Source organism: Dorea longicatena (assembly GCF_025150085.1).
Lineage (GTDB): Bacteria > Bacillota > Clostridia > Lachnospirales > Lachnospiraceae > Dorea_A > Dorea_A longicatena.
Genome location: NZ_CP102280.1, coordinates 70,458 through 85,644, shown reverse-complemented (window position 1 = coordinate 85,644; position 15,187 = coordinate 70,458). Strand labels below are relative to the sequence as shown.

General features: G+C 41.9%; 16 protein-coding genes and 1 other annotated feature. Of the genes, 5 read left to right on the top strand and 11 right to left on the bottom strand.

The genetic code is table 11. The features are described from left to right. Positions 1-51: 51 nt before the first annotated feature. From NQ508_RS00425 to proS, 8 genes are all read right to left on the bottom strand, one after another. Positions 52-375 carry a septum formation initiator family protein gene (locus NQ508_RS00425; protein ID WP_006427488.1) on the bottom strand — a complete coding sequence of 108 codons (324 nt, stop codon included), beginning with the start codon at positions 373-375 and terminating at the stop codon, positions 52-54. Positions 376-438: 63 nt separating this feature from the next. After that, a complete protein-coding gene (gene yabQ, locus NQ508_RS00420) occupies positions 439-789 on the bottom strand; it encodes a spore cortex biosynthesis protein YabQ (RefSeq protein WP_006427490.1) in 351 nt (116 codons plus the stop codon). Between the two features lie 51 nt (positions 790-840). Then, the gene (gene yabP, locus NQ508_RS00415) at positions 841-1,125 is read right to left on the bottom strand and encodes a sporulation protein YabP (protein WP_022415303.1); all 285 of its coding nucleotides are present in this window, start codon (positions 1,123-1,125) and stop codon (positions 841-843) included. Positions 1,126-1,244: 119 nt separating this feature from the next. After that, positions 1,245-1,484 carry an RNA-binding S4 domain-containing protein gene (locus NQ508_RS00410; protein ID WP_044919987.1) on the bottom strand — a complete coding sequence of 80 codons (240 nt, stop codon included), beginning with the start codon at positions 1,482-1,484 and terminating at the stop codon, positions 1,245-1,247. Positions 1,485-1,623: 139 nt separating this feature from the next. After that, positions 1,624-1,899, bottom strand: coding sequence for an HU family DNA-binding protein (locus NQ508_RS00405; protein ID WP_006427493.1), 276 nt, complete (start codon positions 1,897-1,899; stop codon positions 1,624-1,626). 185 nt (positions 1,900-2,084) lie between these two features. After that, entirely contained in the window at positions 2,085-3,071 is a 987-nt protein-coding gene (locus tag NQ508_RS00400; RefSeq protein ID WP_006427494.1) for a CotS family spore coat protein, read from the bottom strand. Between the two features lie 73 nt (positions 3,072-3,144). Then, positions 3,145-4,488: a CCA tRNA nucleotidyltransferase gene (locus tag NQ508_RS00395; RefSeq protein ID WP_022415301.1), complete on the bottom strand. Its 1,344-nt coding sequence runs from the start codon at positions 4,486-4,488 to the stop codon at positions 3,145-3,147. A 129-nt stretch (positions 4,489-4,617) separates the two neighbouring features. Continuing rightward, a complete protein-coding gene (gene proS, locus NQ508_RS00390) occupies positions 4,618-6,057 on the bottom strand; it encodes a proline--tRNA ligase (protein ID WP_006427496.1) in 1,440 nt (479 codons plus the stop codon). Between the two features lie 107 nt (positions 6,058-6,164). After that, positions 6,165-6,375: a binding site (T-box leader), on the bottom strand. Between the two features lie 149 nt (positions 6,376-6,524). Between proS and NQ508_RS00385 the strand changes: the two genes are divergently transcribed. Further along, on the top strand, positions 6,525-7,304 hold the full coding sequence (locus tag NQ508_RS00385) for an RluA family pseudouridine synthase (protein WP_044919989.1): 780 nt from the start codon (positions 6,525-6,527) through the stop codon (positions 7,302-7,304). Positions 7,305-7,369: 65 nt separating this feature from the next. On the opposite strand, the gene spoVG is transcribed toward NQ508_RS00385, so the two are convergent. The 3 genes from spoVG to NQ508_RS00370 are packed head-to-tail and all read right to left on the bottom strand — an operon-like array spanning position 7,370 to position 10,077. Next, complete coding sequence (gene spoVG / locus NQ508_RS00380) at positions 7,370-7,645, bottom strand: septation regulator SpoVG (RefSeq protein WP_006427499.1); 276 nt, start codon at positions 7,643-7,645, stop codon at positions 7,370-7,372. A gap of 42 nt (positions 7,646-7,687) precedes the next feature. Then, a complete protein-coding gene (gene glgD / locus NQ508_RS00375; RefSeq protein WP_006427500.1) occupies positions 7,688-8,806 on the bottom strand; it encodes a glucose-1-phosphate adenylyltransferase subunit GlgD in 1,119 nt (372 codons plus the stop codon). After that, on the bottom strand, positions 8,803-10,077 hold the full coding sequence (locus NQ508_RS00370; RefSeq protein ID WP_006427501.1) for a glucose-1-phosphate adenylyltransferase: 1,275 nt from the start codon (positions 10,075-10,077) through the stop codon (positions 8,803-8,805). Before NQ508_RS00370 ends, glgD begins: the two co-directional genes overlap by 4 nt. 224 nt (positions 10,078-10,301) lie before the next feature. On the opposite strand from NQ508_RS00370, the gene murC reads away from it, so the two are divergent. From murC to NQ508_RS00350, 4 genes are all read left to right on the top strand, one after another. Then, positions 10,302-11,681 carry a UDP-N-acetylmuramate--L-alanine ligase gene (gene murC, locus NQ508_RS00365; RefSeq protein WP_006427502.1) on the top strand — a complete coding sequence of 460 codons (1,380 nt, stop codon included), beginning with the start codon at positions 10,302-10,304 and terminating at the stop codon, positions 11,679-11,681. Between the two features lie 145 nt (positions 11,682-11,826). Continuing rightward, positions 11,827-12,945, top strand: coding sequence for a DnaD domain protein (locus tag NQ508_RS00360; protein ID WP_006427503.1), 1,119 nt, complete (start codon positions 11,827-11,829; stop codon positions 12,943-12,945). 50 nt (positions 12,946-12,995) lie between these two features. Continuing rightward, positions 12,996-14,009, top strand: coding sequence for an ATP-binding protein (locus NQ508_RS00355; RefSeq protein WP_006427504.1), 1,014 nt, complete (start codon positions 12,996-12,998; stop codon positions 14,007-14,009). After that, positions 13,996-15,180: a ribose-phosphate pyrophosphokinase gene (locus NQ508_RS00350; protein ID WP_044919991.1), complete on the top strand. Its 1,185-nt coding sequence runs from the start codon at positions 13,996-13,998 to the stop codon at positions 15,178-15,180. Before NQ508_RS00355 ends, NQ508_RS00350 begins: the two co-directional genes overlap by 14 nt. The last annotated feature ends 7 nt before the right edge of the window (positions 15,181-15,187 follow it).

The following is a 15,187-nucleotide window of genomic DNA, read 5'->3' as shown; positions in this document are numbered from 1 at the left end:
AAAAAGCTTCAGGAATCTCTTCCTGAAGCTTATCATTTGTTCCGAGTACTCTTATTTTGCTTTGAAAATTATCTCATTATTATGTACCAGACCCAGCTTTTCTTTTGCCACGTCTTCTACGTATTTGTCTGTTCCGACATATTTATCTAATTCTTTGATCTCTTTTGACCGGTCTTTTTCTGCCTGGATCTGCTCTTTCAGTTCTGTCTCCTGCGCCTGATATTCTCTGTTCTTCGCCTTTAACGTCATACTGTTCGCAGACACCATAACTGTCAGCAAAAGAACAACAGCACTAATCGCCAGCACACTTCTCTTATGATCCTGAGAACGCCTGCACTGCCGTCTTCTGCGGTTTCTCTGTTTTACATCTTTCATCTTATTTTACTCACCCTTGTTTGACATCTCTGTCATTCCACTCACCTGTTAATTGCCTTTATTCTATCTTTTTTTCCGGCCTTTTTCAAGTGTTTCATCCAAAAACCCGCTCCCCGGACATACAATTTTTCGATACCACTTCCTGACAGCCACTAGAAAAACCGACATAGCTGATGCTCCAAGCCCAATACCTAGTACAAAATACCACCTTACACTACCACTACTTGTGTAGTAAATCTGCACAAACAAAAAAATTGCGGTTCCGACCCAGTATGCCAGGTCTTCCAGCTCAATGATCCAGTGCGTATGATGTATCACATTTCGCAGACAGCTTATGCAGCGGTATACAAGACGTACAATTGCTCCGGACAATATTGCAGAAAGAAATATAAATAATTCTTTTGTTATTCCCATCTCATATTTCCATCCCGTTTCATAAATTTCACCGGATTTCTCTCCGCTTTTTCAGCGAAACAATTTTCCAAACAGACTTTCCGCCTGTTTTCCGGGAGACTGTATATCCGAATAAGAGATACTTTCAATGTTGCCGGACAGATCAATCTCTCCCTTTTCCAGATTCACCCGGTTTACATGCAGATCCGTGCCCTTTACCATGAGCATTCCCTGCTCCGTCTCCAACAATATCTCATTCAGATTAAAAGACAGGACATCCAACACTCCGGTCACCAGTCCGGTTTTCCGGTTATTTAATACCAGTTTATGGCTTTTTTGTACTGCTGTGGTCTCCAAACCTATCACAACCTTTCTTACTAATCATATGAACGGAAATCACAAATTATGACTTTTCATATGATCACTTAAGAAAGGTTGTGCTGATCTGCTGATTTTTCGCAGGCTCTTTATTTATTTTATAAATATTTGAACAGGTCTCCTGCCTCTTCTTTTTTTGTCGTATCCTTGATATCAAGTACTTCTACTTTTACGGTTCTTGTTCCAAACTGGATTTCTATGATATCTCCCGGTTTTACCTTTACCGATGCCTTGGCCGGCTTGTCATTCACCAGTACACGACCGGCATCGCAGGCTTCGTTAGCTACGGTCCGGCGTTTGATCAGTCTGGAAACTTTTAAAAATTTATCTAATCTCATATCTTTATTCTCCTGCATACTTTGGTATCTACAGTGCCTGTAGGTTGCAGCTTCTTTCGAACGCATAACGATTGAAAAAACCGGAGGGCATCAAGATACTCTCCGGCATAAAATACATTTATAAATATTACAATTCAGACTACTCGTTGATAGCATCCTTTAATGCTTTACCAGCTTTGAATTTTGGTGCTTTACATGCAGCAATCTTCATAGTCTCGCCTGTCTGAGGATTTCTTCCTTCTCTTTCAGCTCTCATGCTTACTTCGAAAGTACCAAATCCAACAACCTGTACTTTATGTTCTTTCTTTAATTCTTCTGTAACAACATCGATAAAAGCTTTTAAAGCTTTTTCAGAGTCTTTCTTTGATAATTCTGCCTGGTCAGCAATTGCTGCGATCAGTTCTGTCTTATTCATGGATTGTTCCTCCTCTTATTTACATTTAGAATTCACGATTTCAATTCTTTTTATACAAAGTCAACGTCCATACCCGTCATATGGCATGCCTTTATGTACTGTTATACCTGTTTTCACTGTGAATGTCAAGGTAAATCCCCCGTTTCCCCTGTATTTTCAAGCTTTTTCGCTATTTTACCATACCTTTAAAGTTCAAATCCAAATACTTCTTTTAAAAACATTTTTTTCTCTTCTGTCTGCCTTATCGCAGTCTGAAGCTTTTCTATGTTTTTTACCGATATCCATGCTTTATTTGTACAATAATACGAATTGGCCGTTTTCCAGAATTTTTCCGGATAGATCAGACGGATCTTCAGATATTCCATTTCGCCCTCCGTAAGCGGATGTATTGCCGAATAGGCATTCAGCATGCCATCACCCAGGCGGATCTTCCATCCACTTTTTTCCAGAACCTTCCTGAGGAAATAATACAGATCTTCCACCTGAATGTCCCTGCGGAATTTTTCAAAATTGGTTGTGGCGATTCCTTCTTTTGTCATAATGATATTATGATAATTATACTCTCCATGTATCATACCGGACTTCTTCATCTCTTCGGCATACAGTTTCTCATAATCCGACCGCTCCAGTTCTTCCACTGCTGCCTCTGCCCATTGATACATCTGATCAAACTGCTTCAAAAAGGCAAATTCAAACTCACCCTTGGGAACAACTTTTCTTGTAAACTGCCGGACCTTTTTCAATTCACGATTATGCCGTCTGTATTTTTCATCTGTTTTGGTTCCTTCCGGTATCCCATGTTCCAGTTCATAACGCATAATGATATGTAGTTTTGCCAGATTTCCCGCCGCTTCAAATATTTCCCTTGTCTTCTTAATGTCGCATTCACGTCCGGCAAAACATTTCTTTAATATGTACCGGTCTCCGTTATCCAATGCAGATATATATTCGCCGTTACGGTTCGTGACCACATAATCGATCCTATGATACCCCTGCTCATAAAGCCGTGTATAAAGTTCACATAACGCAGGGATTCTCTTCTCAGATGTTGTAATCTCCTTTAAAAGGAATAATCCCTTATTTGTTTCGCATAAAACAGCACCCCTGACTTTGCGGGTGCTGCTTACTTCTATATCATATTGTTCCAGTATTTTTTGTTCAAATTCCTGCATTTATATTCCCCGCGCTTTACACTTGATATTCTTTTTAAATGTATGTGGGAAATATAAAAAATATTCACTGCTGTTATACTTCTTTATCCGGGAAACTATATTTCAGCAGGATCTCTTTGGTGTTCATTTCCGGATTCTCGATCACAAGGTTCAATAATTCGTTTAACTTTTCCCCTATCTCTTTTCCCGGCTTCATTCCCGCCCGGATCAGATCTCTACCTGTCACAGCTAATTCTTTTAATGAAACACACTGGCCTTTTTCTATAATCTCTGCATATGTCTGTTCTACTTCATCGAGGTTTTTTAATTTTTCTGCTCTCTGGTACTCACTTTGTGCCAGAACATCTGCTCTCCTTACTTCCATATAGTATGGGAAAATGTCTTCGCCGATCTTATTCATTGCCCTTCTGACATTTTTCGGCACGGCCGGCATGCGGTAATCATGATTCAGCACAAGTCTTGTAACCTTATGCAGCGTATCATTATCGAACTTTAATCTCCGAAGCACTTCTTTGGCAATCCGCTCGCTTCCTAATGCATGCATTTTAAAATGCGCCACACCGTCTTCATCCATCGTCTTGTATTCCGGTTTACCTGTATCATGCAGTAACATTGTTAATCTTAAGATCTTATCATTGCGGACATTCATCATCGCATGAATGGTATGTTCCCCGACTGTGTACATATGATGCAGTGTTTCCTGCTTTGTCTCCATCATACGGTCAAATTCCGGCAAAAATACCTTCGTAATCCCAAGTTCATAAGCAGTTCTTATAAGCTCCGGCCGGTCAGATGTCAGCATCTTCACCAGTTCTACCTGTATCCTCTCCGCACTGATATTTTCCAGTGTCGGCGCAAGAAGCTTCATTCCTTCTTTCGTCTCCTCATCAATCTCAAATCCAAGCTGTGCCGCAAATCTGACGCCTCTTAAAATCCGGAGCGCATCTTCCGAGAAACGTTCCCTGGCATTTCCCACACAGCGGATCATATGCTTTTCCAGATCCTGCATTCCTCCAAAGATATCTACGATCCCATCCTTGTCATTGTATGCCATAGCATTGATCGTAAAGTCTCGTCTGAGCAGGTCTTCTTTCAGATTTCTTGTAAATGTGACTTCTTTCGGATGTCTGCTGTCTTCGTATTTTCCATCGATTCTGTACGTCGTAACTTCGTATCCCTCATGATTCAAAAGTACGGTTATCGTTCCATGCTCAATTCCCGTATCAAATGTTTTGTCAAATAATGCCTTTGTCTCTTCCGGCATTGCTGATGTTGTAATATCCCAGTCGCCCGGTTCTCTGCCAAGGATGGAATCTCTGACACATCCCCCGACTGCGTATGCTTCAAATCCATGCAACTGTAAGGTATGAATGATAAACTGTACATCATCCGGTAATTTTATATTATAGTTATTCACAAATATTTCCTCCGTTTATCCACGTTATCAACATTCTATATCATACCATATTTTTGCCGGTGGCTGTTGATAAAAAATGGACGGTAGATTCCTAAAATCCACCGTCCAGTACTTATAATCTCTTTATTCTTAGTATGATTTTCCCCAGTAAGCCATGTGTTTCGCAGGTTTTCCGCAATAGATACATTTATCGGAAATAAACTCTTCATCTTCGATCAGACATCTTGTTGCAGCTCCGCCTGTCTGATATTTTACTTCGCCCTCACATTCCGGATCTCCACACCAGCATGCTTTTACAAATCCACGGTTGGCTTTGAACTTCTCAACCATTTCATCCATTGTAGTAGCTGTATCAATGTGGCTGTTCAGGAATTCTTCTGCTCTGTTGTACATATCCTGCTGCTCCTGCTCTAAGATCTCGCGCAGTTTTACTGCGATCTCATCGAGAGATACAACGATCTTTTCACGGTTATCACGACGTACAACAACAACCTGGTTCTTCTCGATATCCTTTGGTCCGATCTCGATACGTGTTGGAATACCAAGGATCTCCTGCTCAGAGAATTTCCATCCTGTACTCTTATCAGAGTCATCGATCTTCACTCTGTATCCTGCTTTTTTCAGTTCGTCAAGCAGTGCATAAGATCTGTCAAGTACACCTTCTTTGTGCTGAGCGATTGGGATGATTCTACATTCAACCGGTGCTACGTGTGGTGGCAGTACCAGTCCGTCATCGTCACCGTGAACCATGATCAGGGCTCCGATACTTCTTGTTGACCATCCCCATGATGTCTCATACGCACTGTGCAGTTCGTTGTTCTTATCTACATATTTGATTCCGAATGCATCCGGGAATCCGTTTCCGAAGAAATGGCTTGTCGCAGACTGAAGTGCTTTTCCGTCATGCATCAGTGCTTCGATCGTGTATGTGTCTTCTGCTCCGGCGAATTTCTCGTGTTCTGCCTTTCTTCCTGCTACGAATGGGATAGCCATTGTCTCTTTATAGCAATCCTTATAAACTTCCCACATCTGGATTGTTCTTTCTTCTGCTTCTTCATATGTTGCATGAAGTGTGTGACCTTCCTGCCATAAGAATTCTCTTGAACGAAGGAATGGTCTTGTTGTCTTCTCCCAACGGAGAACGGAGTTCCACTGGTTCCATACCTTTGGAAGATCTCTGTATGATTTTACTGTTTTAGCCCAGAGGTCACAGAACAGTGTCTCTGATGTAGGGCGTACACATAATCTTTCCTGCAGTCTTTCCATTCCACCGTGTGTTACCCATGCAACTTCCGGTGCGAATCCTTCTACGTGATCAGCTTCTTTTTCCAGAAGTGACTCCGGAATCAGTACTGGCAGGTATACATTCTCAACTCCTGTTTCTTTGAAACGTCTGTCCAGATCTGCCTGGATCAGTTCCCAGATCGCATAACCGTTCGGTAAGTAGTTCATGCATCCTTTTACGCTTGAATAATCACAAAGATTTGCTTCACGTACAACGTCTGTGTACCACTGTGCGAAATCTTCGTCACGGGATGTAATGTTTTTGACTAATTTTTCCTTTGCCATGTTTCTCTTCTCCTTTTCAATTTTGGTGAAATCCTTATTCCACGTTATTTTTTTGCCGGGAGTTCCACAACCTGACACAAAAAACGCCGGGCCTTTCGACTCCCCGAAAAAGGGACCGAAAAGCTCGGCGGTACCACCCTAGTTAACTGCGACCCTTTCGCAGCTCTCTTCATTGGCCGTTAACGCCGGCTGACACGCTGCACTTTCATGCAGTGGCTCCAGGACCGGTTCCATGTGATGAACAGCAGATATCTCACACCATATGATATCCTCTCTGCGGCTGGATTCTCATGTACTAATTCCCTTCATCGCCATAAAATTTTTTTTGAATTGTCAATTATTTTAATCCATGAAATATGTTTTGTCAAGATATTATCTCTATCTCTGCTTCCGCCAATGTCTGCTTGCAGTTTTTTCCCCTCCATGATTTAATAAGTATATCATTTGTCTTAACAAAGGAGAAGTATATGGCTACTTTAAATATATTATATGAAGACCCACACATCCTCGTCTGTGTCAAACCACATGGCATAGCAACCCAGAGCAAAAGCATCCGTTACCCGGACATGGTCAGCCTGATCAAGAATCATCTGGCGAAAGCTTCCGGCACTTCCGGAAAATCCGGTGCACCAAAATCCATTGGTTCCAGAACCCCTGGCTCTGCTGAGCCTTACCTTGCCGTCATCCACAGACTCGACCAGCCCGTTGCCGGAATCCTTGTCTTTGCCAAGACTCCGGCTGCTGCAAAAGATCTGAATAAGCAGTTACAGAATCAGGGATTCGGGAAATATTACCGCGCGCTTGTCACCAATGCGCCTTCCGAGGAAGAAGGAACACTCGAGGATTATATGGTCAAAGATGCCCGGACGAACACTTCCCGAATCTGTTCTGCAAAGGAAAACGGAGCGAAGATTGCACGGCTGCATTATGATACGGTTCCTGACCATGGCCGGTTGTTTTCAACTGTTTCCGGCAGCTCTTCCTCTGTTGATGTCTCTCTGTCTTCGCAAAGTCAGGAATGTCACGAGACCGAACTTGAGATTCATCTGGACACCGGACGTCATCACCAGATCCGTGTGCAGCTTGCCTCCATTGGATGCCCGATCGTCGGAGATACAAAATATAACCCGGAGCTTACCGGCAATAAAGGATGGCAGACAATCCGATTGTGTGCTTATAAGCTCGATTTCAAACATCCGGTCACACACAAGGCGATGCATTTTCAATTAGAGGCCGATCCGGCATAATTCAGTTATCCTAAAAAGAGGAGCGGGAAATTCCCACTCCTCTTTTTCGCCGATACATATGCCCTCTATGCTTCTGCTACATCCTCAGTCAGAGCTTCTTCATATTTCTCAAGGATAATATTCTGAATGCGCTCTCTTGTTCCTGAGTTGATTGGATGCGCAATATCTCTATACTCTCCATCCAATGCTTTCTTGCTTGGCATTGCGATAAAGAGTCCTTTTTCTCCTTCAATCACCTTAATATCGTGTACCACAAATTCCTCATCCATGGTAATGGAAACGACAGCTTTCAGCTTGCCCTCCTTTGCTACTTTACGTACTCGTACATCTGTAATCTGCATGTTGTTCTAGCCCCTTTCTTCTAGCCTTTGCACTGCTTTTTCTTAAAGTGCATACCTCTCATTTTTTTCTACGACTACCTTCACACCATTTTCACCAACATAGCGTGTGTTTGCCCGGATCGTATCCCTGCTTTCTACAATACAGTTCTCAATATATGCATTGTCTCCGAGATAGACATCATTAAGAATAATGGAATTCTTAATGACACAGTTGTTCCCCACGAATGTCTTCTTGAAAAGAATCGAATTCTCGACTGTACCATTAATGATACTTCCACTCGCCACAAGGCTGTTCTTAACCATAGATCCCGGGTTGTATTTTGCCGGCGGCAAGTCGCTGACCTTGGAATAAATACCCGGCTGTGTCCGGAAGAAATACTCACGTACTTCCGGTTTCAGGAAATCCATATTCGTCTGATAATATGCATCCACTGTTGAAATGTTGCTCCAGTAATCTTTTATTTTATAACCGTAGATTTTCTTCAGATTCTTATATCTGATAAGAATATCGGTCACAAAATCATGTCTGTCATCTTCTGCGCAATGTTCGATCAGATCGATCAGCTGGCGTCTTCTGATTACATAGATACCTGTTGATACAATCTGCGACTGTGCCACCATCGGCTTTTCCTCGAACTCTTCAATACGCATCGAATCATTCATCTTGATCGTTCCGAAACGGCTTGCATCTTCGTTCGGACCAAGTTCTTTGCATACCACTGTAATATCCGCTTTCTTTGCAATGTGATATTCCAGTACTTTGTTATAATCCATCTTATATACAGCATCACCGGATGTAATGATTACATAAGGTTCGTGACATCTCTTTAAGAAATCCAGATTCTGATAAATTGCGTCTGCTGTTCCGCGGTACCAGTATCCGTTCTCCGCGGTGATCGTCGGGGTAAATACATATAATCCCCCCTGCTTTCTTCCGAAATCCCACCATTTTGAAGAATTCAGATGTTCATTCAACGAACGGGCATTGTACTGTGTCAGAACTGCCACCTTCTGAATATGAGAGTTTGACATATTACTGAGTGCAAAGTCAATCGCTCTGTAACTTCCGGCGATCGGCATTGCTGCCACTGCTCTTTTATGTGTCAGTTCACGCATCTTATTGCTGTTACCACCTGCTAAAATAATTCCTACTGCTCTCATGCTCGTTCACCTGCCTTTATCAATGTTTCTCCACTTTCCAGTACTCCATTCGGGTAATCTTCTTTGGATGTTACTCCACTGATAGCAGTGTTCTTTCCAATCTGCACCCCATCCGGTATTACAGATTTTTCACCCACGGCAACCAGGCCAAATGAATAAATTGCCGGTTTTAATTTGTTCGGTATATCACTTCCGATGCCAAATGTAGTATTATCCCCAACCAGGCAATTTTCTGCAATGATTGCCTTGTCCATGACACAATTCTTACCAACCCTGGTATCTTTCATGATAATAGAATCCCTGATCACGGATCCTTCTCCTATAACAACTCCGGATCCGATAATACTGTTATGTACTTCACCATATACTTCCGCACCGTTACAGATAATACTTCTCTCAATCACTGACTGTGCCGAAATATACTGTGGCGGCAGAATCTCACTGTTGGTATATATCTTCCAGAATTCTTCATATAAATTGAACTCCGGTATGATATCGATCAGTTCCATATTGGCTTCCCAGTAAGATCCCAGTGTTCCGACATCTTTCCAGTAACCGTTATATTCATATGCGAACAATCTCTCGCCTTTATTGTGACAATATGGAATGATATGCTTTCCGAAGTCACAACCAGGCTCGTCCTTCAATGTCTCCAACGCTTCCTTCAGGACTTTCCATGAGAATATATAAATTCCCATAGATGCCAGATTACTCTTTGGTTCCGCAGGTTTTTCCTGGAATTCCTGAATCCTTCCATCTTCATCTGCGATAACAATACCGAAACGGCTTGCCTCTTCCATCGGCACCGGCATTGCCGCAATCGTCACGTCTGCGTTATTCGCCTTATGATAATCCAGCATTACTTCATAGTCCATTTTATAAATGTGATCCCCTGATAAGATCAGTACATAATCCGGATCAAACTGCTCCATATAATCCAGATTCTGATAAATTGCGTTCGCAGTTCCGGAATACCATTCACTGCTTCCGCTTCTCTCATATGGTGGAAGAACCGTTACTCCTCCGTAATTCCTGTCAAGATCCCAAGGAATACCGATTCCTATATGCGCATTCAATCTCAATGGCTGATACTGGGTCAATACACCCACCGTATCAATTCCTGAATTAATGCAGTTGCTGAGTGGAAAGTCAATAATGCGATATTTACCTCCAAATGCAACGGCAGGTTTTGCAACTTTTGCTGTGAGGACTCCAAGTCTGCTGCCCTGTCCTCCTGCCAGCAGCATTGCTATCATTTCCTTCTTTCTCATGTCATCACCCCTTCTCAGTAGTCTTGCTTTTTCTATTATACCATACTTCTTCTTACGTAGCTAACAATTTTTACAGTTTTTTTTCGATTTTCGCAAACTTTTTGTTAAATTATTACAAAAACTTACGACTTGGATTTTTTTTAATATATGTTTATAATAATATGAAGAACATGTAGTTTTTATGATGATCTTTTTACCTATATTATTAAAAAGGATGGTATATTATGTATAAAATTAATTTTGAAAAACCTGTACACGTACACTTTATCGGAATCGGCGGTATCAGCATGAGTGGTCTTGCCGAGATACTTTTAAAAGAAGGTTTCACTATTTCCGGATCTGATAATAAAGAATCCGCCCTCACAGATCATCTGGAAAAGCTGGGGGCCAAAGTATTCTACGGACAGAAAGCTTCTAATATTATTTCCGGCATCGATGTTGTTGTATATACTGCCGCAATTCATCCTGATAACGAAGAATTCGCAGAAGCTGTAAAACAGAATCTTCCTATGCTGACCCGTGCAGAACTGCTCGGACAGTTAATGACCAACTATGATGTACCGATCGCAATTTCCGGTACCCACGGCAAGACAACGACAACTTCTATGCTGTCACACATTTTACTTGCCGGAGAAATGGATCCTACCATCTCTGTCGGCGGCATCTTAAAGGCTATCGGCGGTAACATCCGTGTAGGTAATTCTGAATATTTTGTCACAGAAGCCTGTGAATATACGAACAGTTTCCTGCATTTCTTCCCGAAGATCGGCGTAATCCTGAATATTGACGAAGATCATCTGGATTTCTTCAAAGACCTGGCTGATATCCGTAATTCTTTCCACCGCTTTGCGAAATTACTTCCAAAGGATGGAACACTTGTTATCAACGACAACATTCCTAATCTTGAAGAGATCACTGCTGACCTTGACTGCCGCGTGATCCGTTACGGTAATGACAGCTCTCTTGACTACAGTGCAACCAATGTCCTTCATGATAAGAAGGGAGAGGCCTCTTTCGATCTGGTAAAATCCGGTGAATTTATCGACCGTATCTCATTATCGGTGAATGGAGATCATAATGTATCCAATGCATTATCAGCCATTGCCGTTGCAGACCTTCTCGGAGTTCCATTTACCAAGATCAAAGAAGGACTGAAATCGTTCCACGGCACAGACCGTCGTTTCGAATATAAAGGTGAAGTTAATGGAGTTACTGTCATTGATGATTATGCTCATCACCCAACAGAGATCAATGCAACTTTAACAGCGGCCAAGGAATACCCGCACAAAGAAATATGGTGCATCTTCCAGCCACATACTTATACACGTACCAAAGCATTATTCCCTGAATTTGTAGATGCCCTGACACATGCCGATCATGTGATCCTCGCAGACATCTACGCTGCCCGTGAGACAGATACTCTGGGCATGTCTTCTGAGATGATTGCAGAAGAATTAAAGAAAAAAGGATGCGATGCTTACTATTTCCCAAGCTTTGAAGAGATTGAAAACTTCTGTCTGGACAAGTGCCAGAAGGGAGATGTGTTGATAACTATGGGAGCCGGAAACGTTGTAAACATTGGGGAAAACCTGCTTAAACGCTAGTTATCCACATTATCCACACAATTTTATCCACAAAAAAGTCGGATTTTGACTCAAAAATTTCTTTTTTCCCCGTCTTCCCGGTGCTATAATGTGTCTACGATGAAACGAAAGATACAAAAAGTTCTGGGGAGGACGGGGAATTATTATGAAGGAATTAAAACTTACGAAGTATGTACAGACGAACGCGACTGTACTGGACAATGAATTTATCGACCAGTATATGGTCAGAGCCAATGGAGAATATGTCAAAGTATATCTCCTGCTTCTCCGTCATATGAATCAGTCCTCCGGATGTCTTTCTGTTTCCGAGCTGGCTGATCTGCTCGAGTGCACAGAGAAGGATGTACTCCGCGCATTAAGATACTGGAAGAGTGAAGGACTCCTTGATTATCTGGATGACACTCCGGATGATCCGACTCCGCAAAGTACGGTCCGTTCATCCGTACCAACTTCCGAATTACACGATGTACAGTCCGGCTATATGACTGCGTCCGTTCCATCTATGACAAATCAGATGGATTACCCTGTTGATTCTGTCGAAGCCCCTGTTTCTGCGGTTCCGGCATCTACAACAAATATACAGCAGTACCGTAGCCGTAAGGAACGTGCAGAATTCAAAGAATTACTCTTTGTTGCCGAACAGTATCTCGGCAAGACACTTTCCGCTACTGATATTGACCAGATTACTTATTTTTATGACACACTGAATATGTCAGCTGAACTTATTGAGTATCTGATCGAATATTGTGTCGAAAATGGTCACAAGAGTATGCATTATATTAATAAGGTGGCCTTATCATGGCATGAAGAAAACATAACAACTGTGAATCTTGCCAAGACAAGTTCATTTCTTTATAATAAGAACTGTTATTGCGTCCTGAATGCATATGGGATTAAGGGCCGCGGTCCTGCCGCTTCTGAGATTGCCTATATCCGCAAATGGTCAGAAGAATATGGTTTTGCTCTGGAAGTAATCCTTGAAGCATGTGACCGTACGATGAATGCCATTCATCAGCCAAGCTTTGACTATACCGATTCCATTCTGAAGCGCTGGAAGGACAAGAATGTCCGTCAGTTAAAAGATATCGATGCGGTAGATGCTGATTATCGCAAAGAGAAGGAACGTGCGAAAGAGCTCGCAAAGGAACGCAAAAGACAGCAACAGGCACAGAAGCCTGCAATTAACCAGAACAATAAGTTCAACAATTTCGACGGACGTTCTTATGACATGAATGATCTGGAACGTCGTCTGGTTCAGCAATAAAGTATACATATTAGATTCTATTATGCGAATGCAGAGGAGTTTTCCATAACATGGCACTTTCCAATTCTCAGTACGATCATTTAATGCGTACTTATGAACAAAAACAACTGGATAATGAGTTTCAACTCAGAAAACGCTATGAGAAGGCATACGCCCTCATTCCCGAATTAGAGGAAGTGGATCATTCCATCTCCTCTTTAAGTGTTAAAAAGGCAAGACTGCTTCTGGACGGAGATCAGACTGCTCTTTCTTCTTTAAAATCAGAGCTCAAAGAACTCTCCGCCAGAAAGCCGGCTTTACTAAAAGCACATGGTCTTCCTGCCAATTACCTTGAATTACACTATCAGTGTCCGGATTGTAAAGATACCGGTTATATTGGCACACATAAATGTCACTGTTTCAAAAAAGCGATTGTGGATTATTTATATACGCAATCTAATCTCAAAGATATCCTTGACAAAGAGAACTTTTCAACCTGTTCTCTGTCCTATTATTCCAGGAATCATATCGATCCGCTTACCGGACGTTCTTCTCTGGAATCAATGGAAACTGCATTAAATGTCTGTCACAACTTCGTAGATACATTTTCTAAAGAATTTCATAACATACTACTGTATGGAGATACCGGTGTCGGAAAGACTTTTCTTTCTCACTGCATCGCAAAAGAATTAATGGATTCCGCTTATTCCGTTATTTACTTTACAGCAGCCGGACTTTTTGATATCCTTGCAGAGAATACATTTGGTAAAAGACAGGACAAGGATTCTGATGTATTTGAACACATCTATGACTGTGACTTGCTGATCATTGATGATCTGGGTACAGAACTGCCGAATTCATTTACTGTATCCCAGTTGTTCATTTGTCTGAATGAACGCATATTAAGGCAGAAATCAACCATAATATCTACCAACCTTGCATTGGAGGATATAAAATCAATCTACTCGGAACGGACATTCTCACGAATCAGCAGTAATTATACAATTCTGCGTATTACCGGTGACGATATCCGTATCCAAAAAAAATTATTAAACCTGGGAGGTACTAATGATGTTACGCCGTAACGATCGTAATCTTGAGAATATACCGGTAGGAGCACTTGGACTGATCGCTCTTGACGGTTGTACAGAGATGGGAGCAAAAGTAAATGATTATCTCGTAAAATGGAGAAAGGAAGATGGACATATTCATAAGAACGATGTCGCTTTCATAGGCTATGAGAAAGACACTTACTTAATCGATGCAAAAGTTCCACGTTTTGGTTCAGGTGAAGCAAAAGGTATTATTAATGAATCCGTTCGTGGTAAAGATCTTTATCTTATGGTCGATGTATGTAACTACAACCTGACATATTCCCTGACAGGAAATATTAACCATATGTCCCCTGACGATCATTATCAGAACTTGAAACGTATTATTGCAGCAGTAGGTGGAAAAGGACGTCGTATTAACGTCATTATGCCATTCTTATATGAAAGCCGTCAGCACAAGAGAAGCAGTCGTGAATCTCTGGACTGCGCACTCGCTCTTCAGGAGCTTGTCCGTATGGGTGTTGACAATATCATCACATTTGATGCTCACGATCCTCGTGTACAGAATGCGATTCCATTAAACGGATTCGAAACAATCCGTCCGACATACCAGTTCGTCAAAGGTCTTCTCCGTACCTTCAAAGACCTTCAGATCGACAGTGATCACATGATGGCAATCAGCCCGGATGAAGGTGCTACAGGACGTGCAATTTATCTTGCCAACGTACTGAACCTTGATATGGGTATGTTCTACAAACGCCGTGACTTCTCACGTGTGGTAGACGGCCGTAACCCGATCGTTGCTCATGAGTTCCTTGGATCTTCCGTAGAAGGAAAAGATGTGATCATCCTTGATGACATGATTTCTTCCGGTGACAGTATGTTAGACGTTGCCCGCCAGTTAAAACAGCGCAAAGCAAAACGTATCTTCTGCGCTGCTACATTCGGTCTGTTCACAAACGGTCTGGAGAAATTCGACCAGGCATATGAAGAAGGTATCTTAGACGCTGTTCTGACTACCAACCTGATCTACCAGACACCTGAACTTCTGGAACGTCCATATTATATTAACTGTGATATGAGCAAATATATTGCCCTCGTGATCGACACTCTTAACCACGATGGTTCTATCAGCAGTATCCTGAATCCTATCGAAAGAATTCAGAATGTTGTCAATAAGTATAAAAATGGTGAAGAGATTTAATAGTATC

What these genes read in the sequence shown, in the direction of transcription:
- NQ508_RS00360 (WP_006427503.1), top strand. Translation starts at nt 11,827, where the DNA reads ATGAAGGAATTAAAACTTACGAAGTATGTACAGACGAACGCGACTGTA.
- NQ508_RS00400 (WP_006427494.1), bottom strand. Translation starts at nt 3,071, where the DNA reads ATGCAGGAATTTGAACAAAAAATACTGGAACAATATGATATAGAAGTA.
- NQ508_RS00370 (WP_006427501.1), bottom strand. Translation starts at nt 10,077, where the DNA reads ATGAGAAAGAAGGAAATGATAGCAATGCTGCTGGCAGGAGGACAGGGC.
- murC (WP_006427502.1), top strand. Translation starts at nt 10,302, where the DNA reads ATGTATAAAATTAATTTTGAAAAACCTGTACACGTACACTTTATCGGA.
- NQ508_RS00350 (WP_044919991.1), top strand. Translation starts at nt 13,996, where the DNA reads ATGTTACGCCGTAACGATCGTAATCTTGAGAATATACCGGTAGGAGCA.
- spoVG (WP_006427499.1), bottom strand. Translation starts at nt 7,645, where the DNA reads ATGCAGATTACAGATGTACGAGTACGTAAAGTAGCAAAGGAGGGCAAG.
- NQ508_RS00355 (WP_006427504.1), top strand. Translation starts at nt 12,996, where the DNA reads ATGGCACTTTCCAATTCTCAGTACGATCATTTAATGCGTACTTATGAA.
- NQ508_RS00405 (WP_006427493.1), bottom strand. Translation starts at nt 1,899, where the DNA reads ATGAATAAGACAGAACTGATCGCAGCAATTGCTGACCAGGCAGAATTA.
- NQ508_RS00425 (WP_006427488.1), bottom strand. Translation starts at nt 375, where the DNA reads ATGAAAGATGTAAAACAGAGAAACCGCAGAAGACGGCAGTGCAGGCGT.
- NQ508_RS00410 (WP_044919987.1), bottom strand. Translation starts at nt 1,484, where the DNA reads ATGAGATTAGATAAATTTTTAAAAGTTTCCAGACTGATCAAACGCCGG.
- yabQ (WP_006427490.1), bottom strand. Translation starts at nt 789, where the DNA reads ATGGGAATAACAAAAGAATTATTTATATTTCTTTCTGCAATATTGTCC.
- NQ508_RS00385 (WP_044919989.1), top strand. Translation starts at nt 6,525, where the DNA reads ATGGCTACTTTAAATATATTATATGAAGACCCACACATCCTCGTCTGT.
- glgD (WP_006427500.1), bottom strand. Translation starts at nt 8,806, where the DNA reads ATGAGAGCAGTAGGAATTATTTTAGCAGGTGGTAACAGCAATAAGATG.
- proS (WP_006427496.1), bottom strand. Translation starts at nt 6,057, where the DNA reads ATGGCAAAGGAAAAATTAGTCAAAAACATTACATCCCGTGACGAAGAT.